Source organism: Streptomyces sp. NBC_00887 (assembly GCF_045207585.1).
The window spans coordinates 1006640-1028373 of sequence record NZ_CP108788.1 but is presented as its reverse complement, the minus strand read 5'-3'; the positions used below and the strand labels follow the sequence as shown (position 1 = coordinate 1028373).

Below are 21734 nucleotides of genomic sequence, written 5' to 3'. Positions count from 1 at the left end.
CATTCAAAGCCTCAGGTGTTCCGGCTCACCCACCGGCGGTGTACTACTCACCTCCCCTAGCGATAGTGCGAGGAGCCCGTGGTCGAGCCCAACGATCAGCCGCTGTGACACCCATGTGACGGCAAGTGCAGGATGATGTACGGGAATCTCTTCAACCAGCGCTTGGCCCGACACGTCCCACAGGCGTACGGTCCTGTCGCTACTGGCGCTGGCGAGGAATGTCCCGCCCTCACCGATCATGCTCACTGCGTTTACTGCGCCCGAGTGGCCTGAGAGGGCTCCGATGGGTTCGCCACGCGCGGCATCCCACAGGCACACTTCTCCATGTGCGTGCGCGGTGGCGAGCGCGGTCTGCCCCATCATGGGCAGCGCGCACATTGCAAGGGTCTCGGTTGCGGCGACCAATTTGTGGCGCTGACCAGAGGTGGCGTCCCACAACCACACCGCGCCGTCCTGACCGTCCGTAGCCGTTGCGACGTATGGTTGGCCAGCGATTTCCAGGGGACACATGGCGTAGATCCCGCTATGGAAGCGGGCAAAGTGTGCGGTCTCGTTGCTCAGTGGGTCCCAAAGCCATGCGCTTCCGTCGGTGTGGCCCGTAGCTAGTAGCGTTTGGTCGCCGACGCGCACGGAGCACACGGTGTAGGCGGGTTTGTTGCCTGGACGTCGAGACGACCGCGGCACGGCTTCCGTAAGGTCGGACAGCCACACTGCTCCGTCGTCACCGCACCCGGCGAGGTACGACCGGTTGAGGTGGGTCACGGTACATAGAGCCCGCACCCAGTCGTGATTTCCACTCAACGAGTTGACGACCGAGCCAGAGCCAGGATCTCGCAGTTGGGTCACGCCGTCGTCACCGCCAGCGGCCAATAGCAAACCGTTACCGCTGGATGCGGGGGAGAGCGCGCGTACAGCGCTCACACTGCTGGCGCGCGGCGCCGACGGGTCCCACAGCCGCACGGTGTGGTCGGCGCCCCCACTGGCGATCAGGTCTCGGCCGTTGACGTGCAGCACGCAGAGGGAGTCCACGGAGTCGGAATGGCCTTGGAGGGTGATGGCGATGCGGCCGCTCTCCGGGTCCAGCAGTCGGACCAGGTCGCCGCTCGGGCTGGCAAGCAGCGACTTTCCCTCGACTGTGAGGGCGCGCAGTCTAAAGGCCAGGTCCTCCCCGGGGAGGGTACTTACACACCAGCCGCTGATCGGGTCCCACAGACGAACCGTCTTGTCGTCTCCGAGACTTGCCAGCAGGGTGTGATCTCCCATCTCCACCGCGGACAGGGCGATGACGGAACTCTCGTGCCCTTCGAGGATGTGGACGCGTTCGCCGGTGTCGGGACGCCAGAGAATGATGGAGCGGTCATCTTCGTCTCCGCCCGACGCCAGGAGAGTTCCGTGGTTGACCGCTACCGTGCACACACTCTCGACCCAGCCGCCGTGCTCCGACAGGACCGCTGTGCACTCTCGGGAGGCGGGATCCCAGATCCGGACTGTTCCGTCCGCGCTCCCTGTTGCAAGGCGAGGCCCGTCGGCCGTTTCGAAGGCACACAGATCTCGGATCGAGCTGACGTGGCCGCGCAGGTACCCCGCTGCGCGTCGCAGGGACTCGTTCCACAGCCAGACGTCCCTGTCCGCAGCGAGAGCGAGGTAAGTCTGCCCGTCGACGATCAGGCCGCACATCGCACTGACGCGCCCGAACTTGGGAGTGAGGCGTCGTACCGTCCGGGCGGTCACTGGGTCCCAAAGCCGGACGGTCCCGTCGCCGGCGGCGCTGGCGAGCAGGGTGCCGGTCGGGGGGCCGAGGGCGCATACAGCGCGGATCTCGCCGCTGTGGCCCTCTAGAATTGCGTCTTCGGCGCGGGAGGCGACTGCTGCCCACTCGGCTCGGTATGGCCCCTTCACTGCCAAGGGCCCGTAGACCTGTCCGAATCCTTCCTGCGCCTCGGTTACGCTGAAAAGGGCCGCGCGCCTGGTGGGGACACAGTCGATGGCTTGCGGCGTCCGGCGTAGAACCTGGGCGCGTTCCTTGGCCGCCCGGGAGACCGCCGAACTGCTCGCCGGGATGAGGCGTCGCAGATCTGCGTGGAGCGCGTACTCCGCGTCCGCAAGCAGCTCGTCGATGACCCGGCCGCCCACGGCGTGCCGGGGTAGCGAACGCAGCAGGTACGCGGGCGCACGGTCCCAGCCCAGCCGTCGGCCGTAGGAGATGAAGGAGCGCGTGAGGGCGCGCTCGTCGGTCACGTTCGATCCGAGCTGCGCGCGATTTTGCCGCAGCGCGTCATTCAGGGCTTGGTGGAATAGCCGGAACACACCCGTGTTCTGATCGCTGACGCCGCTCTCGATGAGAAAGTTCGCGGCTGACGAGCGTGCCAGAGAACGGAGCTGGTTCTCAGTGAGGTGGTGGCCCGTAAGTTTCTCCACTGCAGCGCTCCACAACGGCAGTGGGAGCCCTGGAGCCTCGGCGTAGGCCAGGACGCTTAGGGCATCAGCCGCCGGAGCGCCGTCAACTGCAGGCAGTCGTGAGAGGTATTCCTCCAGTGCTGCAGCGACGGTGGGCGTGAAGGCAATATCTGCGGGCGCAACAGCGCGAGTATCGTGCAGGCCGTGAGCGCGCGCGGTGAGACCGGCCACGAGAAAGTTCGCGTCGGCGAGTTCTGCGATGCGGGCAGCAACCGGGCGCGCGGTGCGCTTGTCGGCATATGGGTTATCGGGCCGCTCGTCGCCCAACAGTTGGAGCGTAGCCATGGTGTACGCGGCGAGGTCCGCTGTGGCGAAGAACTCGGGAGTGTCCAAGTCGATGACACGGACCGCCGCGCCGAATGGGTCGAGCAAGCTACCGGCGTCGTCCCTGCGGCGGCTACCAACTAGAACCCGGACATGGAGATCCGCGCAAGTCTCAGCCAGCGGGATGGCAATGTGTCGCGCGATCAGGCGGGCCTGCTGCGCGCTGGTGGCCTCGTCAAGAGCGTCGATGACGATGACGAAGGGCGTTTGCGCGGAGGCGGCTCGTTCGGACAGCGCGGCCCGCAGTACGGAGGCCAGGTCGCTCGCGCGTTCGGGTGGCGCGGCCGAGGCCGCAGCGGCAATCTCCTCGGCTACCTCGAGAGCGGTCTTTCCCTTGGCGTGAACGGCGCAGGAGACCGCACCGAGGGGGGCACGCAGGGCGTCGTCATCCGCCGGGAGTGACGCGGCGATACCGAAATCTGCTGAGGTGACCACGCGCCCGAGTACTGCGGACTTGCCCACGCCGGGTGACCCGGTCACCATCAAGACTTTCCGCGGTGCGGTGACGCAGGTCATCCAGCCGATGATCTCGGCGAGCGCTGCGGTGCGGCCTCGGAACCGGAAGCCCTTTTCGGAGTCGGTGCTCACGCCGCGGGCGCGCGGCTTCCAGTGCCGGCCAGCTTCCGGGTCGTCGTCCAGCGTCCAGCCCCACGCCGCGAGCGCTGTTTCGCCCGCTGCCTCGGCCGACCAGTCGGCGAGCAGCGCGATCTTTTGTTCGGGCAGACACCTATCGGCCTGATAGAGCGTAAAGGCTCGGGCGTCACCCGAGCCGCTGGCTTGCCCGACCAGACCCACGATCGCCTGGTACGTCGATGACCACAATGCGGCACCGCTATAGCCGGGCTTGACGGGATAACGCGATGCCGTGTCGAGTCGCACCCACCCGTAGGCGAGCGCTTCGCCGACCGTCCCGTCCGACGAATTGCCGAATAGGTCGCCGTCGGGGAACCCGAATGCCCACCACGCGTCACCTACGAGGGCGGAAGGCGTCGGCCGCCGCAGTCGCCCTGCCGGCTCACCGGAGACCGGCTCCGAGAGTACGAGGACGGCTACGTCCTGCGCGCGGTGCTTTGCTGGAGCTTCCGGCGCGAACACATCTCGTACTCGGAAGCGCCGGTCCATGAACTGGTCCGACTTGGGGAAGGCCACCCACAGCTCCCGCGTTCTTTCCCACGTTGGGCATGCGACATGCGCGCAGGTAAGCACCCGATGGTCGTCTATGAGGAAGCCGGATCCCAGGGCCTTTTCGTCGTGCTCCGTGCCGTGTGCTGCGGCTACCCAGGCATCGGTGCCCGGGCGCGGGCCCGAACCGACAGCGGCGTTCATCGAGGCTCAGGCCCCGTCCGCCGCCTCGGGTCGCCAAACCATGGACACCTCGAAGTTCGCGTCCGTCGAAGCCTTGGCCACGAGCCAGTTGGCCGTCCCACTGACCTTGATGCCGAATTTCACCTGGACCTCCGCAGGGCGGAGCGCCACAGCCTGGTCGAGTACTGTCCGGGCGGCTTCCACAGCCGGCCGTACCGCTTCGCGGACCTGGCCCACGATCTCTGCGGCGCTGACCTGGTGGAACTCGTCTGTCGGCTCGATCTCGAACCGGATGACCGTCTCGTCGTCCAGCGCGTACGACACCACCTGATCTGCCATTGCGGCCCCCTCGATAGATTGCGAACACAGCTTAGAGCCAAGCCGTCGCTCACATGGGTAGTTGGCTGACCGCGCGGGCTGCCCGATGCGTCGCTCTTGCTCCTTCCCCGTGCTGCCCCCGCCGAGTTCATCGCGGTCGAGGGTAGCCACGGTACTGATCAGGTCCACGTGGGTCCGGATACCCTGGGGTTGCCTTAACGGAGTTTGGTGGATACGAACGTCGATAATGCGGACCGCCGGGTGCGGCTGTCGTTCCTCGGGTAGGTCCCAAGAGGTGGGACTGTAGGGGTGTTTCTCGGCCGCACCAAGTGAGAGGGACCAGCTCTGGCGGGTGACCCAGGCGACCGGGTGACCTCCGTCTCAGGGCAGGTGGGCAGCCCGCTCTCTACGTCTTCAGCCGCACTACATCGAATCGACCTTCAAGGACGCCTTCACCCGGCTCGGTGGCCGGATCGTCAAGCGCGAACAGGGGCGTTACGAGATAGCCAACGTGCCCCAGCACATCCGCTCGGCAGGCAGCGGACCGATCGCCACCAAGTACAACCGCATCTCCTTCGACCTTAGCCACGTCCAGCCTGACGACCGCGCCCGCGCCGACCTGCTCGCCCCCGGCCACCCGCTGCACGACGCCGTCATGGACGAAACCATCCGGAACTTCGGGGGCGCGCTGAACCAGGGCACCGTCCTCGTCTCAGCCACCCTCAAGGAAGCGCACCTCCTCGTCGGGGTCGTCGAGGAGGTCGCGGACGCCACCGGTGAGTCGGTGGCCCGACGGTTCGCCTACGCCTACGTCGACAGCCACGGCACCGTGCACCCGGCCGGCCCCGCGCCCTACCTGGACTGTGCCGCGGCGCCGAACGGCGCGGCGACCCACGTTGCATGTGGCCTTCCCTGGCTCGCAGACGCCGAGGACAAGGCAACCAGCTGGATCATCGCCAACCAACTTCCCGAATACCTGGCCGAGGTCCAGCCCCGTCGCCTGGCGGAGTTGATCAGGACCCGGGAACTGGTGACCAAGCGTCTGACCTCGGAGACCGAGCGGTTGCTCCTCGATGCTGCGGCAGCCGCCGAGAAGGAACGGAGGGGCGAAAAGCCCAAGGAGTCCGCCGAGAGCCTCCGCCGCAAGGCTGTCGAACTCGATGTACGCCTTCGAAGGCGTCTCGCACTGCTCGATCAGCAGCAGCTGATGTCGACGAAGCCACCGCAGATCCTCACCGCGGCGCTTGTGCTGAGCGTTTCCGATCTACCCTCTTGCGACTGAAGAGCGCCCGAGGACGCCCTCGCGGCGGAAACCCGGACCGTCGCCCACCAACTCGCCCACGACCAGGGTGTCGACCCCGCGGTCCTCGCCGCCGCGTCCATCATCGAGATCGTCACCGCCTGCCACCCCGACACGGCGAGCGGGCTGGCCTGGCTCATCGCCCAGTCCAAGCCCCGCGCCCGCCCTGCCCCGCGAACTCGTCCAAGCGACACGGCCGTTCGCAACCCTCGTGGAGGGCTGGCCCGCTGTGCGCGCCCTGCCCGGCGGACCGGAACTCCTGGCAACCCCGACACAGAGCGCTCACCGCATACCGCGACCACCGGGCTCCCCAGTGGCCTCGCGACGGTGTCCTCCACGCCCTGATCGACTCCCACCTCCGCACCGGCGGCTATCCGGCGGGCACCAGCAGCACGCCGTGGCACCTCGCCCGGGCCGCCGCCCTCTCCACCATGCGCACCAAGCGCCCGCAGCACCCCATGATCCACCGAGCCGCAACGAACGGACCATCATGAGCAGCCCATCGAGAACTACGCCCTGTAGGAGACCTCCAGACCGCCGCCCTGATCAGCAGAACCGGGAGCGTGGACTGGGGGTGTCTGCCCCGGTTCGACAGCCCGGCCCCGTTCGCCGGGCTCCTGGGCACCCGTGAGCACGGCTTCCGGCAGCTGGGACCCGCCGCCGACGACGGGCTGCCCGCTCCCGCCGACCACCGCCAGTACCAGCGCGACTCCCTCGTCCTGGACAGCTTCTGGATTACCGAGGACGGCACCCTGCAGATCACCGACTTCATGCCGCCCTGGGACGCGCGGACCACCCAGCCCCGCCTGATCCGCATCGCCCAGGTCCTCACCGGACAGATGACGGTGCGCTCGGAGTTCCGGCCTCGGATGGACTACGGGGGAACGACGCCCCGGATCACGGTCACCGACGGCCGGGCCTCGGCCGTCGCCGGCCCCGCACGCTCTCTACCTCGACGCCGAGTCGGACACCACCGTCCGCACCCACCCAGCCGCGCATGCTGAAGACTGCGGAGTACCACCTGATCCGGATGGCCGCCGCCGAGGGAACGACCGGGGAGTACGCGTGGGAGAAGGGTTTGACGCAGTTCCGGGCCAACTACATAGCGCGCACGGTCCGAAGGACTCTGGAGGCCGCCACGCTCCACGCTCTGATCAGACGGGCCTGGCAGCGGCAGCTGCTCGGCCCCACTCCGTTCTCCGCCGACTTGGCCCGGATGCACGTTCAGCAGCCGGCGGAGCCGGATCTCGGCTTCACGTGATTGTCCGCTCGCCAGCGGCTACCGGTTGGCGCTCCGAGTCTGGGGATTCCGTCCCATCCTGTACCTCGACGTGCCCGACGAGGTCTCGGCCCAAGCCGTCGCGCGGTTCCTCTCCGGCCGCGAGGGCTACGCCCACCTCCGTGTGCCGTTGGGTGGCGCATCCGCCTCGCAGGCCGGCCGCGCGCCAGGGCAGGCAGGTCACTTGTCGACGCCCCGTTCTGCAGAATCGATTCATCGCGTCAGGATTTGCCCCCCGCTCAGCCAGTGACATCCGGGGTGGTGGGGGGTTACGGTGCCAACGAACAGAGTGACAACGTTGTCAGTCGGTCAGGATTCGAAGGGAAATACCCCATGCGGTTTGCTTTCAGACCGTTCCGTCCCCGTGCTTCCGGTATAACAGCCGGTCTGATGGCCGCCGTCCTCGTGAGTGGTGGAGTGGTCGGCATCGCCCAGCCCGCCGCCGCCTCGGACGCGGAACCGATCGATCTGGTCAATCCGTTCGTCGGAACCCAGAACTTCGGCAACACCTTCCCCGGGGCGAGCGCGCCGTTCGGCATGGTTCAGGTCAGTCCGGACACCGGCGGCCAGGGCGGATACGACTACAAGCAGGACTCGATCTACGGATTCAGCCAGACGCACCTGTCCGGCGTCGGCTGCGGCGTCATGGGCGAGCTGCCCATCATGCCGACCACGGGCGCGGTCGACTCCGTGGACCCGAACGCCTACCGCTCCCCGTACAGCCACGACGACGAGCAGGCCAGTCCCGGCTATTACCGGGTGGGACTGAAGAAGTACGACGTCGACGCGGAACTCACCGCCACCGAGCGCACCGGGTGGCAGCGCTACACCTTCCCCTCCACCGGTTCGGCCAACGTCCTGTTCAACACGGGCAAGGCCAACCAGTCCGTGCTGGACTCCGAGGTGCACGTCGTCGGTGACCGCACCATCGAGGGCCGGGTGCACGCCGGGGGCTTCTGCGCCGGGCACGACGAGCACACGGTGTACTTCAGTGCCACCTTCGACCGGCCCTTCAAGGCCTACGGCACATGGGACGGCGCAGACCCCGAGCCCGGCACGCGAGACGCGGAGGGAGGCGGCCAGAACGGCGCCTGGGTGACCTTCGACGCGACCACCGACCGGGACGCCGTCCTCAAGGTGGGGCTGTCCTACACCGGTGTGGAGGGCGCCCGTAAGAACCTGGCCGCGGAGACCAAGGAGTCCTTCGACTTCGACGGCACGCGCAAGGCGTTGCAGGACACCTGGAAGAAGCAGCTGGATTCCATCCGGGTGGGCGGAGGCGCGGCGGACCGGCAGAAGGCCTTCTACACCGCGCTCTACCACAGCCAGTTGCACCCGAACCTCGCCGGTGACGTCGACGGCATGTACCAGGGGTTCGACAACAAGACGCACACGGCAAAGGACTACACGCCGTACCAGAACTTCTCGCTCTGGGACACCTACCGGCCGCAGAACCAGCTTCTGCAGATGCTGGAGCCGAAGGTCGCCCGGGACGTCGCGCTGTCGGTCGTCGCGGCTGGCCGGGACGGCGGCTGGCTGCCCCGCTGGGCGCTCGCCAACAGCGAGACCAACATCATGACCGGTGACCCCGTCACGCCCTTCCTCGTAGAGGCCTGGTCGAAGGGTCTGCTCGCCGGACACGAGGCAGAGACCTATGCGTTGCTGAAGAAGAACGCGACCAGCACCCCGCCCGCCGACTCGCCGTACAACGGACGCTCGGGATCGGACCACTACACCGAGCGCGGCTACATCCCGTCAGGACTCGAGCTCGGCAAGGACTGCGCGGACAAGGGCGGCGACAACGACTGCAAGCACCCGGCGTCGGCGACGATGGAGTACTCCGCCGCCGATGCGTCGCTCGCACTGATGGCCGACCGGCTCGGACACAAGTCGGACGCCCGGATGTTCGCCACGCGCGGGCAGTGGTACCGGAACCTGTGGGACTCCTCGATCCAGCAGTTCCGGCCGCGGACGGCCGACGGCACCTGGCTCACGCCGTACGACCCGGTCGAGGCGGCGCACCAGTTCCATGAGGGCGGCGCGTACCAGTACCAGTGGCTGGTACCGCAGGACCCGGCTGGTCTCGTCAGCCTGATGGGCGGCCGGAGCGCCACCGAGAAGCGGCTCGATTCCTTCTTCGTCCACGACAAACTGCTCACCGACCCGGCGGGCACCGCTCGGAACGACTGGATCTCGCAGCCGTACGACTACTACGGCAAGCCGACGTACAACCCGAACAACGAGCCGGACCTGCACGCCCCGTACATGTACAACTGGGTCGGCGCCCCGGCGAAGACCGCGACCGTGGTGCGTGCGGCGATGACGCTGTTCACCAACGGGCCGGACGGGATGACGGGCAACGACGACCTGGGCACCATGTCGGCCTGGTACGTCTTCTCCTCCCTCGGCCTCTACCCGACGATGAGCGGCGGCGACTTCCTGGCCGTGTCCAGCCCGCAGTTCGAGTCGGCGACCGTCCGGATCGGCAGCTACCCCAAGGCGTCCGGCACCAAGGGTCAGGGCGGCACGCTGACGATCGAGGCACCCGGAGCGAGCGACACGAAGCGGTACGTGCAGAGCGTGGCCCTGAACGGCCGGGACGTACCCCAGACCTGGCTGAGCTGGAACAAGCTCGCGCACGGCGGAACCCTTGCCCACCGGCTCGGGACCTCCCCCTCCTCATGGGGCACGGGCAAGGGCGCCCAGCCGCCCTCCGTCAACCAGGCATCCCCCGACAGCCGCAAGCACGTCGACGCGTCGCTGCGTCCCGCCTCGGCGGTCGTCCCCACGGGTGACGCCGCACAGATCGCGAAGTTCACGCTGGACGTCCTCGGGCAGGCACCCGGCAAGCTGAACGTGTCGGTCACGGCGAAGGTGCCCAGCGGCTGGAAGGCCACGACGGCACAGCGTTCACCACTGGTGATCGATTCCGGTCATCTCCCGGTGCAGAAGGAGGTGTCGCTCGGCATCACCGTGCCGCCGGGCGTCGCGGCCGGGTCCTACCCGGTGGAGGTGAAGGTCGCGGGCCGAGGGACGAACTCGGTCACCCGCAAGGCCACCGTCGCGGTGGGAGCCGCCACGACCTGCGCGAGTGAGGCGAACGGGCAGTGCGCAGTGGACCTGCGCGCGGACCTCGGCCACGACGGCACGGCCACGGTGGCGAACTCCGACGAGGGCGACTTCGACGGGCATGGCTGGAGCTATGACGGCGACCTGCTGCCCAAGGCGGGGCCGGTCACGTGGGACGGGGTGACGTACGACGCGCCGGACCCCACCGGCACGGCGAACAACTTCCTCGAAGCAAGCGGGCAGGCCCTCCTGCTGCCCGCCGGACAGCACAGTGCGCTGCGGCTGGTCGGCTCGGCGCACAACGGTCCTGTGACCACCACACTGACCGTGCACTACACGGACGGCAGCAGCACGGAGGCACCGGTGACGTTCGGCGACTGGGCGGGCTCCGCGCCGGACGGCGGCACGGTCGTCCTCGACATGCCGCACCGCATCAAGCGGGGCAGCGGTGTCGACGGGCCGTCCATTCGGCTCTTCGGTACGGCCGCCGAGCTCGACGGGGGCAAGACGGTCCGTTCGGTCTCGCTGCCGGACGACTCCCGCGTCGAGATCTACGCGATGACGCTCGTTTAGAGAGGGACGGCGGACCGCCGAAACCCAGCCTGCGGTGCGCCGTTCCGGATCGGCGCACCCCTCTCATCAGGGCCTCGGCGCGAAAGCGCCGGGGCCCTTCGCGTGCTCGCCCACCCCGACATCCGGCCCACCGTCCAACTGGCGCCGACGCCTGCCCGAACGGGACGGCCACGGCTGCCGTGCCGTCGGCATCTCCGGGTACGACGCCGGCCACGGACACCGTGACGACCTTCCGCTCCTCCTCACCATGACAGGAGCCGCCCGGGTGTACGCGGTGAGCGGCCCACGGCAGTACGGGCACCGCCGGTCGAGCGCGGTGGGCTGCCCGTCACGGCCGAGGGCCCGCTCGACGCGGGCGCGGCGGGTGGTCGCGGCGATCTTGTCGGCGAGCAGTGGCCGGACCGCGGTGAACAGGTCGCCGTCGGCCTCCTCGCCGAGCGCGCGCCCTTCCAGCCATACGGCGGCCCAGTGCAGCCCGTACGCACGGCTGCCCGGGTCGGTGGGGGACGCGTAGCTCCAGCGCGCGGGGTCGGCAAGGTCGGCCGCAGCGGGCGCCACCGCATAAGCGTGGCGTCCGGGGTGCGGCGGCCTACGAGGTGGCGGCGCACGGGGCGCTGCGGGCGGCGGCCACGGCGTCGCACAGCCGAGCTACTCGCGACAAGTCTGCCGGCGGTGGACCGGTGCTACCCGCCGCTGGGCACCGAAACGGACCCGGCTCCGACTGTTCACCACCGCCCGTGTGGGAGTCCTCCTTGAAAGCCCTGGCATGGGAGCCGTCTGTCGCCGCATCGTGAGGGCAAGCATCGGCGACTACTTGGCGTCGCGCCGCCGGCGCGCGCGCTCGAACTCGGCGGCATCCGACATCCAAGAGCCGTGCTGCTCGAGTGCGGCGCAGCCGCCGCGGACGAAGGTGCTCACCAGGTTCCGGTACCCGCTGATCCCGTCGACCAGGCTGTACTCGACCCGGTACTCCGGATCCGACTCGCCTTCACCCTCGTGCACCGTCGTGATCCGGGCGATGGAATCCGCGTAGAAGTGGAGCTGGATCCCTTCGCCCATCTCCTCGTCCTCGATGGTGAACACTTCGTTGTCCGCGGCAGAGCGATCGCCGACGAACTCCCAGAACTCCGCGGTGGCAGTGCGGGGATCGTCCTGGATCCACTTCTTGTCGACGCCCTTGTCGTCGGTGAACGACAGGATCGTCTTCCTCGCACTCTCGCCGAAGTCGGCGCGGTCGCCGGAAGCCTCCTCGTCGTCCTCCATGGGGGTGCTCCTGGAGTGGTCCGCAGCCTCCGAGCACATCAGGAAGCTCACGGTACGCACCGCGTCATCGACGAGCTCAGGGTGTGCACGGCGCACGGCCGCGTCGACCGCCGTCGCCATCCGATCCCAGTCGCGCTTGTCCGTGGCGCGCTTGCCCCGTCGCGGATCGCGGCCGATCCGCATCCCGGCGCATGCCCGCTCCGCGGTGGCGATCACACGCATGACCTCCGGCAGCAGCACGGGGTCGACGGTATCGGGCATCCGCTTCGGAACCGTCGCGCCGTGCAGGTACTGGCCCGTGTACCTCAGTATCGCGGCGTCGAGTGGACCGAGTACTGTTCCGCGCTCGGCGCGGCGGCGGTCCGCGTGGTACTCCTGAGCTCGTTTCCCGTTGGACGTCTCTGTCGCCGCGCGCATCGCCGCGCAGACCTGACCGCGCTCGAGCAGATCGATGTCAGCCCCATGGGCGATGAGCCGACCCCTGTCCCACCGGATGCGTTGGAAGAGCGCGTCGACGTCCGCGGGCGCGGAGAGGAGGATCGGGTCCAGGAGCGCGACGGCAGCGTTCTCTTCGAGCCGGCCCCGGGTTCCGGCGTCGTCGCACAGCGGAAGGACCGCACTCCACAGCAGCAGGTGTCTGGCCAGGTCCTCCCGGATCACCGCAAGATGGGCTTCCCCGATCGAGAACGTGAACGTGCGAGGCTCATGGTTGGCGTCGGCCCCGGCACCGAGCATCAGCTTCAGCTCACCGGCCTCGCGGATCACGTTCGGGATCCAGCCGCTCCTGCGCGTGAAAACTATGTCTCTCATGGACTCAGTCTTCCCCATCAGAAGAGACTGGCGAGTCCTGCCTGCACCGACCTGACCGGCCGCTTTCGTGTCATCCCACGCCGCCCGGAGCGAGCAGGCCCGTCATGGTCGAGTCAGACGTCGAACCTGAACTCCACCGAGTTCCGGTGCAGAGCAACTTCGATCCGGCACCGATCTCGACAGGATGCGACCAGATGGAAATCGCCGCCTACCCATCACCAGAGGAATACAGCAGTCAGTGGTCGACGCGTAGGCGAGTCATTTCCGAACGGCACCGGCTGGACACGGTTGGCCTTGGCCCACGGCGGGCATCACGGCGATGTTGCAGCCCCATCCCGAACCAAATCTGTTCATGACCACCGTTCAAATTCGACGTCGAGGCGCGTGTCGGTGCGCACCCAGACTTCGCCATCGGCGGCCTCGGCCGGGGCGTCGACTCGTTCGACACCGAGGAATTCGATCAACTTGAGCAGTTCGGCTCGTTCAGCTCGGTCATCGCTGACATCATGCGAGTCGAAGAAGACGTAGTACTGGTTGCTCGGGTCTACGATGCCCGAATTTCCCCAGATCCGAGCGACTTCTTCGATTGCCGCGGCTTCGGTCGTGATCGTGGCGGCGCGGGTAGCGCCGCGAGTCTCCGGTGACGCGTCGAGGTCCGCGAGGTCCGAGAACCACTGGCCGAAGTAGTCGAGGCCGGCATATCCGTTCTCGAAAAACAGCATCGCGCTCGGCAGGTAGCGATTGGCCCTATCGACCTTGAGGTATTCAGACCGAGGCTGATCCGCCACATCGATCCGTGCGATCACACCTTGACCGGGCATGAGCACCAAGCTTTGGCTCGCAGGTGCATCTTCGATGGTGTAGGTATCAGCATCTCGATTCCGGAAGAACGCGGAGAATGCTACGTACGCTTCCTGAGGGTCGCCTACGGAGACCTGCTGGGAGTTGCCGTCACCGACAGCGAAGACGAACTGTTTCGGTCCGGGGTTGTAAGGGCGAGCCATTTGTGTCCTTCCTTCACGTGTGATACCTCCGCCAGCGTAGTCGCATCAGAGCAGGCAGACGGACCTGCCGTTCATCGCCGACGAATTGCCGGAAGAGCCGGCGGCCACCGGAGCCACAGCCCCGCGCGCCGGTAGTCTGTTCGGCACGCTCGGTACCCCATCACCGCGCGCGCAGTTCGAGAGGGCACAGGGGCGGGCGCCGCAGGACTTGCCCCCGGGTCCCCTCCCGCGCCCTCTGCCTTGGTTCAGTGCTCGCAGAGGGAGAATTCTCGCTCGTAGAGCTGCTCGTTGTGCTCGTCGACGAAGAACTTGCGTTCCCGCATGAGTTGTTCCCGAAATTCATTGGCCTGTTCAAGCGTCATGGTCGAGGTTTCGGACCATGGTTGCTGCGGTGGCACATCGGATGTCGAGACGATCTTCTCCGACGGGTCGACCAGGAAGAACGCGAGAATTTTGCGATGTCCCGGGCGGGTTGGGTCCGTCAGGTGGAATGAGCCGACGCGGTGCTGCAGGATGTTCGGGAACGCCAGGCAGCGGCCCGCTGGGGTCGATGCCGATCCCAGCGTCTGGTTCAGTGCGTCTTCGTCCTCCAGGCCGTAGACCTCACGCAGACCGTTGTCGTCGTTCTGTTCGTAGTTCGGGTCGTCGAGTGCCGCCCGGAAGCTCAGCCGGCTTTCGGTGATGTTCTCACTGTCCCAGTAGTAGATGCCGGTCGAGACGATCCGCTCGTTCAGCATCCCCTCGACATGCCAGGAACCGCCCGGGTACTCGGGCTTGTCCGGGGTGAGGTGAATGGTGGCGAGCTTGACGATGACCTGGAGGCGGTGGCCTCGCAGGTCGACTCGGGCGGATGCACCGGGCAACTCGGGCGGAGTGAAGGCCGGGGCGTCCGGGATGACCGGGCGGCGGTTTTCCCACCAGTCGTCCTCGGCCTCCTCCCAAGCACGGAGGGCTTCCGCGTAGGCCCCATCATCGCTGTAGTCTGATGTGTCCGGATGCTCAGGCTCCGAGTCGTACCACCCGTAGGGATCGGCCTCGATCCGCAGGGGCCGGGGATGGCGCAGATCGGTGAGCACGTTCTCCAGCAGAGGGCGCATGCACGAGAACAAGTCCGGTAGGACGGAAGCCAGTTCGTGATGAGTCTCGGGGTGGACGTTGTTGACGTACGAACGGAAGGTGATATCGCCGTCATCAGTGACGTCGACGTCCGTGGGCAACCACTGGAATTTCTCCGAGAGTTCGTATGTCGAGTAGCGGCCCGTCTCGTTCTGCCAAGCCCGCTCGGGTGCGTCGCTCACCTCTTTCACCAGGCAGAACAGTGAGGGATGGACCAGATCCAGTACCTGGCCGTCGGACCCGGGATGCCAGTCCTTTTCCGCTTCGGGGACCTGCTCCAGAACCCGGACCGCCTCGCGCAGCCGGGATCCGAGCGTGTCGTCGACCAGCGTGTCCGACTGCCACACCCCGTCGACGGCGGACACCTCGATGCCGGTTCGTCCGTCCCGCAGCGCGGCGTAATGCACGAGTTCGGCGAGCACGTAACGAACCTGCGCTTCGGTGAGCCCTTGGGCGACCGCTTCCTGCGTCCACCTGGCGACGATGTCGGCATCGTTCATCTTGTCGAACCACCCCGGCTTCGCCCGAATGTGTGAGCTGCACTGCATCATCTGAAGTTCCCGCAGTGTTCGGGGTGTTGCGAACGCTATGGAACGGGAAGCACGAAAGGGCAGCGGGAAAGCAGACAGGCCGGTCAATTCTCTTGATCCTCCGAGTCGGTGTGCGGTGGCCGGAAGGATACGTCAGCAGACTGACACCGCAGCTGTAGTCCCTCTCGCCGCCGGTCCGGGAGTCAGCTATGACCCCCTTCTGCGGGCTGCGGACCGCGGCCGCCGTGCCGCCGGCGTCATCGTCACGCCAAGGCATCAGTTCGTACGAGGGCTGTAACAGACCCGGATCCGGGGCGACCGACCGATGGGCGGCAACCCAGAATGGCTGTGCAGAGCTTGAGACATCGACCGGTCCCGGGGGCCGGTCTCGGGGGAGTGGAACACAGCATGCACGCGAAGACAGTGAGAGTCGGATCGCTACGTCAGGGCCTGCGCGGCACCCTCTTGGGGGTGGTGGCGGTCGCGGCGCTGCTGGGGGCCACCGCCTGCCAGGCCTCCGGGGGTGAGGACAACGCCGCCCCGTCGGCCTCCGCGTCGGCCGGGGAGAGCGCGTCGAAGAGTCCCGAGGCATCGGGCGACACCGGCACCGCCACCGAAACCGGCAGTGGTGGCTCGGCCGGTGACGCGACCGGGGACAGCGGCGAGACCGGCGGAGGCAACGGCACCGACTACCAGGACTGCAAGGTCACCGACCTCACCACCGCGGTCGAGTTGCAGGACCCGTCCGGGGAGACCCCCCGCCACTTCCTGCTGACCGTCACCAACGGCAACAAGAAGCCCTGCGTCCTGAACGAGGCACCGCTGGTGCGACTCGGGGCAGGCAACGACGCCTCCACCGTCGAGACGCTCGGAGAGCCTGACACCGAGCCCGTCGTCGTCGAAGGAGACGGCGCGGCGTACGCAGGCCTGTACGTCTTCGGCAACGACGAGGGCGGCGAGGCGGCGTACGACCAGGCCGACCGGTTCACCGCCACCCTGGTCGCCGGTGAGGGCACCGAACTCAACGGCACGCTCATCTTCGACCTGCCCGACGGCCTCCCCTCCGTCTCCTACGACGACGCGGCGCGGGTGAACGGCTGGGCCGGCACCGAGGGCCTGGCGATGCGCGCGATCAACCAGCTCTGACCCCGGGCGGGCGACCCATGCCCCCACTGCCGGGGCATGGTTCTCCCACGGCGGAACGTCGTGAGCGGCACGGGAGCAGCCCTGCGCTCGCTGTTCGTCACCCGCTTTGCTCTGCCGTACTGCACTGCGACTAGTTTGGGTGCAGGACAGGTACGCGGGCCCGTGGTGGCACAGGTGCACGGGGGACGGGAGGTCGGGAAGGGTGTCGCTGCGCGAAGGAGATCCAGCCGAGATCGGCGGTTATCCACTTGAGGCGCGGCTCGGCTCGGGTGGCATGGGCACGGTCTTTCTGGCCCGTACGAGTTCGGGGCGACCCGTCGCGATCAAGCTCATCCATCAGCAGTACGCGGGGGACGACGAGTTCCGCATCCGCTTCCGGCAGGAGGTTGCTGCCGCGAGGCGGGTGAGTGGAGCGTTCACCGCCGCCGTGGTCGACGCCGCCCCCGAGGCCGAGCAGCCGTGGATGGCGACGACCTACATCGAGGGGCACACGCTCGCCCAGCGCATCGCCGCGGAGGGTCCGCTGAACGGAGCGGAGCTGAGGAGGCTCGCCATCGGGCTGGCGGAGGCACTGCGCGACATCCACCGGGTGGGGGTCGTCCACCGTGACCTGAAGCCCTCGAACGTCGTGCTCTCGCCCGAGGGCCCGCGCGTCATCGACTTCGGCATTTCGCGCGCCGTGGACCAGCAGACGCTGACGATGACCGGGCGGGTCATCGGTACGCCGCCCTTCATGTCGCCGGAGCAGTTGCAGGCGCCGCGCGGTGTGGGGCCGCGGTCCGATGTCTTCTCGCTGGGGACGCTGCTGGTGTACGCGGCAACGGGACATGGGCCCTTCGACGCGGACAGCCCGTATTTGACGGCGTATCAGGTGGTGCACGAGGAGCCGTCGCTGGGTGCGGTACCGGCGGCTCTGCGTGCGGTCATCGAGCCGTGCCTGGACAAGGAGCCCGAGGGGCGCCCCTCGGCGGACGAACTCCTCGTGCTGTTGCGGGATTTGCCGTCCGACCTCGGCGGTACCGAGGTGAGCGGGCTCGGCGCGGGCCGCACCCGCGACATGATCACCCAGCATCACGCGACGCGGGCCACCCCGGAGCCGAATGCCCCGGCCACCGCCGAGGCCGGTCCAGGGAGCACCGGCACCCCCATCGGCCACCGTCTGCGCCGCCGGTGGCGTCCTGTGCTCGCGGCCGCGGTCGCCGTGGCAGCGATCGGCGGGGGAGTCGCGGCGCTGAAGGCGGGCGGCTCCGGGGGCAACAGCGGCGGTGACAAGGGCAACAGCGTCGCGGTGCCGGGTGCTGCACTGCCGGACGGCTTCGAGCCGTGGCGCAGGACCGTGCAGGGTGGCAGCGAAGACATCCCCGACGAGCTGCGTTGCGTCGCGCGCGGCGAGGCGCTGTTCTGCGGGGGCGGCGGTGTCGTCGCCACCCGTATCAGGACCATGGACGGCTCGCGGGTGTGGACGGCGAAGAGCCCGGGCGTCCCCGTCCAGGGCATGCACCTGGTGGGCGCCACCGACGACACGGCGCTCGGTTACCGCTTCGCCGCCCAGGACGCCCCGCAGGACCCTCCCAGCGAGGTGGTGGCCATCGACGCCGACAACGGCAGGGAGCTGTGGTCCGTACCGTCCGGCGCCCAGTCGACCGCCGTCACGGGCCGGACCCAGGACGCCGTCGTGATCGGCTCCGCCGTCGTGACGGTCGACGCTTCCAACTCCCGCTTCGAGGCCCGGGACGCGCACAGCGGTGAGGTCACCTGGACGACGTCGTTCCCCGCGGGAACGCAGTGCGCTCCCGTCCCGGCGGGCCCACGGCTCTTCGCCATGTGCGCGACGGATGCGGAGGTGGATGCCTTGGAGGTGCGCCACCCGACCCTGTCCACGGTCGACCGCGCCTCGGGGACCCTGGGCAGGCCTATCGCGGTCGACGGTCCCGCCGTGCCGGTGGGCGGCGCCGACGGCAGGCTCGTACTCCTTCAGGAGCACCTGGAGGGACCGGCGCTGACCGGTTACGACGGGGTGGCGCGGGTTGACCCGGCCTCGCGGAAGGTCACGTACTCCCGACTGGCCCAGACGTACGCGGGGACGCCCGGCATGGCGGACGGCACCGTGTACGTGAGCGGGCACACCGGTCTCGTCACGGCGCTCGACCCCGCGACCGGCCGGAAGAAGTGGTCGCGGCAGACGGGCGTGGAGGGCGCGTCGGGTCCCGCGGCAGGAGCCGACGCGCTGTACTTCAGCTCGGCCACCGGTCGGGTCGTCGCACTGTCCCCGCACGACGGCAGAGCGCTGTGGACAACGGATCCGCAGGCCGACGGTCTGACGGGTGAGCAGGGCGCAGGCCCGCGTGTGACCGTCGCTGGACGTGCGGTGATCGTGGCCGCGGCCAGGAACACTCTCTTCGCCTTCGACGCACAGAAGCCGCCGAAGCCGAGCTGACCCCGGCGGCACCGGACGCCGGCCGCCTTCCTTGCGGGGCCCAGGATCTCACCGGCTCACCCGCTGATCTGCTGCGCCACCTGGAGGTTGCGCACCGCGGCGACCGGCTGCACGGACGCCGGCCGGACCACGATGTGCGCCGTTCAGGCGACCGGCTCGCCGATGCCCAGCAGGTTGCCCTCGCTGTCGCGGAACCAGGCGGCGCGCTCTCCCCGTGCGCCCTTGCTCGGGTAGTTCCCGTCGATATCGGCGATCCCGTCCTTCGTCCGGAGACCGGGCACGTCGACCTCCTCGAACATCACGCCGCGTTGCTTGAGTTCCGCCACGATCGTCTCCACGTCGTCGACCTGCCACCCCATCTGGGTGAAAGTTCCGGGCGAGGCTCCTGTCGACTCGAACAGGGCGAACTCGGTGTCTCCACACCGGTACAGCAGTCCACCGGGCCGTTCGTCGACGGGCTCCAGCCCGAGCTGCTCGGCGTAGAAGCGCCGTGCCCGGTCCAGGTCCTGGGCGGGCAGCCGGGTCGCCACGCGCCCCCGGGCGAGAATGTTCCTGTTGTCCGTGGTCATGCCTCCACTGTGCCTGGCGCCGCAGTCAGCTGCCGCGCGTGAGCCCCAGCGTGTCGAGCAACCGCACTGGCCCACAGCACCCGGCCGGGGCGTGGAACGCATCTGCTCGGTCACCTCGCCGCGCTTCCCCCGTACGGCCCTGCGAGCGCCGGTCGACCGCTTGATCGTCCCCGCGCGGGGTAGCGAGATGGCATGGCCACTGACAACACATCCACTGCTGCGAGCGGATACGTGCAGCCCGAGGTCGACGTCCGGGCCCTGGCCGAGGTGCTCGACGGCGAGTACGCCGAGATCCGCGGCCTGGTCCGGAGCAACCTGGTGACGCATGCCTCCGTTCTCGAGGAGGCCGACGAGCTCGGCGTCGACGCGTTTCGCGAGCGGGTTCGTGAGCTCGTGGTCGAGATGGCCGCGACGGGACAGACCGGTATGGGTTTCCCGAGCAAGTACGGAGGGGGCGGCGACATCGGAGCCTCGATCGCCGCTTTCGAGACCCTTGCCTTCGGTGACCTTTCGGTGCTGGTGAAGGTCGGCGTGCAGTTCGGACTCTTCGGTGGCGCGATCCTGCACCTGGGCACCGAACGCCACCACGACGCCCATCTGCCGGACCTGATCACCGGGCGGCTGATGGGGTGCTTCGCGATGACCGAGACCGGGCACGGCTCCAATGTCCAGGCGCTCGGCACCCACGCGAGGTACGACGCCGCCCGCCAGGAGTTCGTCATCACCACGGACGGCGACCAGGCGCGCAAGGACTACATCGGCAATGCGGCCCGCCACGCGGAGCTGGCGGTCGTCTTCGCCCAGCTGGAGGTGGGCGGGAAGCCCGAGGGGGTGCACGCGTTCGTCGTGCCGGTCCGGGTCGGCGGCGAGGTGGCCCCCGGTGTCCGGATCGAGGACGACGGCCGAAAGATGGGCCTCAACGGCGTGGACAACGGCCGCATCTGGTTCGACGGCGTGCGGGTGCCGCGTGAGGCGCTGCTCAACCGGTTCGCCGACGTCACCGCCGACGGCGTCTACGAAAGCTCGATCGAGAACCCCGACCGGCGCTTCTTCACCATGCTCGGCACACTGGTCCAGGGACGGGTCAGCGTCGGCGGCGCCGGGGTCAACGCGGCCAAGGTCGCCCTCGCGATCGCCACCAAGTACGCCGTGCGGCGCCGGCAGTTCGAGGCGTCCCCGGACGCGGAGGAGCAACTGCTCCTCGACTACGGTCTGCACCAGCGTCGTCTGCTGCCGCTCGTCGCGCGCACGTACGCGTTGCACTTCGCGCAGGACGTCGTGCGCACGCAGCTGCACGACGTCTTCTCCGGCATCGAGGACGACGCGCACGCGCGGCGCCGGCTGGAGTCACGGGCCGCGGGCACCAAGGCGCTCGGCACCTGGCACGCCACCCGGGTCATCCAGGAGTGCCGCGAGGCGTGCGGCGGCGCCGGTTACCTCACCGTGAACCGGTTCGCCGCCCTCAAGAGCGACAGCGACATCTTCACCACCTTCGAGGGCGACAACCACGTCCTGCTGCAACTCGTGGCCAAAGGCCTGCTCACCCATTACGCGAGCGAGTTCGAGGACCTCGACCAGCTCGGCATGGTACGCCACGTCACCAACCTCGCCGTCGAGACGGTCATCGAGAAGACTTCGGCCCACAAGCTGCTCGAGCGGGTACGCGATCTGCTGCCCGGCGGAGACGAGTGGGACCAGGAAGCCGGGCTGCGAGACTCGGAATACCAGCTCGCCATGCTCCGCTACCGAGAGGAGCACATGCTCGCCGGCGTCGCCCGCAGGCTCAAGCGCGGGATCGACCAGAAGCGCAACCCCGGAGCCGTCTTCTCGCAGGTCCAGGACCACGTCATCGCGGTCGCCCACGCACACGTGGAGCGGCTGGTGCTGGAAGCGTTCGTCGACCAGGTGCGTGCGTTGCCGAAGAGCGGCAACAAGGTCGCGCTGGGCTTGCTGTGCGACCTGTTCGCCCTGTCGACGATCGAGGCGGACCGGGCCTGGTTCATGGAGCACGGCAGGCTGACCGTCCAGCGTTCCAAGGCGATCAGCCGTGAGGTGAACGACCTCTGCCGCAAGGTCCGGCCCCTCGCGGTCGACTTCGTCGACGCCTGGGGCATCCCGTCGGAAATGCTGCGCGCGCCGGACCTGGTGGGCTGACCGGGCGCCGTGCCGAGCCGCAGTGGGGCGCGTGGCTGTGGCACGGAGAGGGCCCGTTCCACCGGGGGCGGGCCCTCCGG

At 68.4% G+C, this 21734-nt stretch carries 13 protein-coding genes and 1 pseudogene; 7 read left to right on the top strand and 7 right to left on the bottom strand.

Annotated elements, in window-relative coordinates:
• Positions 1-3 precede the first annotated feature (3 nt).
• Complete coding sequence (locus OG844_RS04640) at positions 4-4107, bottom strand: trypsin-like peptidase domain-containing protein (RefSeq protein WP_406388274.1); 4104 nt, start codon at positions 4105-4107, stop codon at positions 4-6.
• 6 nt (positions 4108-4113) lie between these two features.
• Complete coding sequence (locus OG844_RS04635) at positions 4114-4425, bottom strand: CU044_2847 family protein (protein WP_406388272.1); 312 nt, start codon at positions 4423-4425, stop codon at positions 4114-4116.
• Positions 4426-4915: 490 nt separating this feature from the next.
• Here OG844_RS04635 and OG844_RS04630 point away from each other — a divergent pair, with 490 nt between their 5' ends.
• The 4 genes and pseudogenes from OG844_RS04630 (at position 4916) to OG844_RS04615 (ending at position 10625) form a co-directional block, all read left to right on the top strand.
• A complete protein-coding gene (locus OG844_RS04630; RefSeq protein ID WP_406388270.1) occupies positions 4916-5686 on the top strand; it encodes a hypothetical protein in 771 nt (256 codons plus the stop codon).
• Positions 5687-6240: 554 nt separating this feature from the next.
• Positions 6241-6708: pseudogene (locus OG844_RS04625) on the top strand (trehalase-like domain-containing protein); the annotation flags it as partial.
• The gene (locus tag OG844_RS04620; protein WP_406388269.1) at positions 6702-6965 is read left to right on the top strand and encodes a hypothetical protein; all 264 of its coding nucleotides are present in this window, start codon (positions 6702-6704) and stop codon (positions 6963-6965) included. The pseudogene OG844_RS04625 and the gene OG844_RS04620, both read left to right, overlap by 7 nt.
• A 408-nt stretch (positions 6966-7373) precedes the next feature.
• Positions 7374-10625 (top strand): GH92 family glycosyl hydrolase, encoded by a 3252-nt coding sequence (locus tag OG844_RS04615; protein WP_406388267.1) that lies wholly within the window; start codon positions 7374-7376, stop codon positions 10623-10625.
• A gap of 66 nt (positions 10626-10691) precedes the next feature.
• Here OG844_RS04615 and OG844_RS04610 read toward each other — a convergent pair whose 3' ends face one another.
• From OG844_RS04610 to OG844_RS04595, 4 genes are all read right to left on the bottom strand, one after another.
• The gene (locus tag OG844_RS04610; RefSeq protein WP_406388266.1) at positions 10692-11183 is read right to left on the bottom strand and encodes a hypothetical protein; all 492 of its coding nucleotides are present in this window, start codon (positions 11181-11183) and stop codon (positions 10692-10694) included.
• Positions 11184-11435: 252 nt separating this feature from the next.
• A complete protein-coding gene (locus OG844_RS04605; RefSeq protein ID WP_406388265.1) occupies positions 11436-12698 on the bottom strand; it encodes a DUF6357 family protein in 1263 nt (420 codons plus the stop codon).
• A 350-nt stretch (positions 12699-13048) separates the two neighbouring features.
• Complete coding sequence (locus OG844_RS04600; protein WP_406388264.1) at positions 13049-13702, bottom strand: hypothetical protein; 654 nt, start codon at positions 13700-13702, stop codon at positions 13049-13051.
• A gap of 245 nt (positions 13703-13947) precedes the next feature.
• The gene (locus OG844_RS04595) at positions 13948-15456 is read right to left on the bottom strand and encodes a DUF4246 domain-containing protein (protein ID WP_406388262.1); all 1509 of its coding nucleotides are present in this window, start codon (positions 15454-15456) and stop codon (positions 13948-13950) included.
• Positions 15457-15756: 300 nt separating this feature from the next.
• Between OG844_RS04595 and OG844_RS04590 the strand changes: the two genes are divergently transcribed.
• Together OG844_RS04590 and OG844_RS04585 are read left to right on the top strand one after the other, a co-directional pair.
• Positions 15757-16494 carry a DUF4232 domain-containing protein gene (locus OG844_RS04590; protein ID WP_406388260.1) on the top strand — a complete coding sequence of 246 codons (738 nt, stop codon included), beginning with the start codon at positions 15757-15759 and terminating at the stop codon, positions 16492-16494.
• Between the two features lie 202 nt (positions 16495-16696).
• Positions 16697-18931, top strand: coding sequence for a serine/threonine-protein kinase (locus OG844_RS04585; RefSeq protein WP_406388258.1), 2235 nt, complete (start codon positions 16697-16699; stop codon positions 18929-18931).
• Positions 18932-19074: 143 nt separating this feature from the next.
• On the opposite strand, the gene OG844_RS04580 is transcribed toward OG844_RS04585, so the two are convergent.
• Positions 19075-19500 (bottom strand): VOC family protein, encoded by a 426-nt coding sequence (locus OG844_RS04580; protein ID WP_406388257.1) that lies wholly within the window; start codon positions 19498-19500, stop codon positions 19075-19077.
• 192 nt (positions 19501-19692) lie between these two features.
• Here OG844_RS04580 and OG844_RS04575 point away from each other — a divergent pair, with 192 nt between their 5' ends.
• On the top strand, positions 19693-21654 hold the full coding sequence (locus OG844_RS04575; RefSeq protein ID WP_406388255.1) for an acyl-CoA dehydrogenase: 1962 nt from the start codon (positions 19693-19695) through the stop codon (positions 21652-21654).
• The last annotated feature ends 80 nt before the right edge of the window (positions 21655-21734 follow it).

Excerpts from the sequence above, each read along its gene's own strand:
- OG844_RS04580 (WP_406388257.1), bottom strand. The coding sequence starts at position 19,500 with ATGACCACGGACAACAGGAACATTCTCGCCCGGGGGCGCGTGGCGACC.
- OG844_RS04575 (WP_406388255.1), top strand. The coding sequence starts at position 19,693 with ATGGCCACTGACAACACATCCACTGCTGCGAGCGGATACGTGCAGCCC.
- OG844_RS04615 (WP_406388267.1), top strand. The coding sequence starts at position 7,374 with ATGGCCGCCGTCCTCGTGAGTGGTGGAGTGGTCGGCATCGCCCAGCCC.
- OG844_RS04590 (WP_406388260.1), top strand. The coding sequence starts at position 15,757 with ATGCACGCGAAGACAGTGAGAGTCGGATCGCTACGTCAGGGCCTGCGC.
- OG844_RS04640 (WP_406388274.1), bottom strand. The coding sequence starts at position 4,107 with ATGAACGCCGCTGTCGGTTCGGGCCCGCGCCCGGGCACCGATGCCTGG.
- OG844_RS04605 (WP_406388265.1), bottom strand. The coding sequence starts at position 12,698 with ATGAGAGACATAGTTTTCACGCGCAGGAGCGGCTGGATCCCGAACGTG.
- OG844_RS04600 (WP_406388264.1), bottom strand. The coding sequence starts at position 13,702 with ATGGCTCGCCCTTACAACCCCGGACCGAAACAGTTCGTCTTCGCTGTC.
- OG844_RS04635 (WP_406388272.1), bottom strand. The coding sequence starts at position 4,425 with ATGGCAGATCAGGTGGTGTCGTACGCGCTGGACGACGAGACGGTCATC.
- OG844_RS04620 (WP_406388269.1), top strand. The coding sequence starts at position 6,702 with ATGCTGAAGACTGCGGAGTACCACCTGATCCGGATGGCCGCCGCCGAG.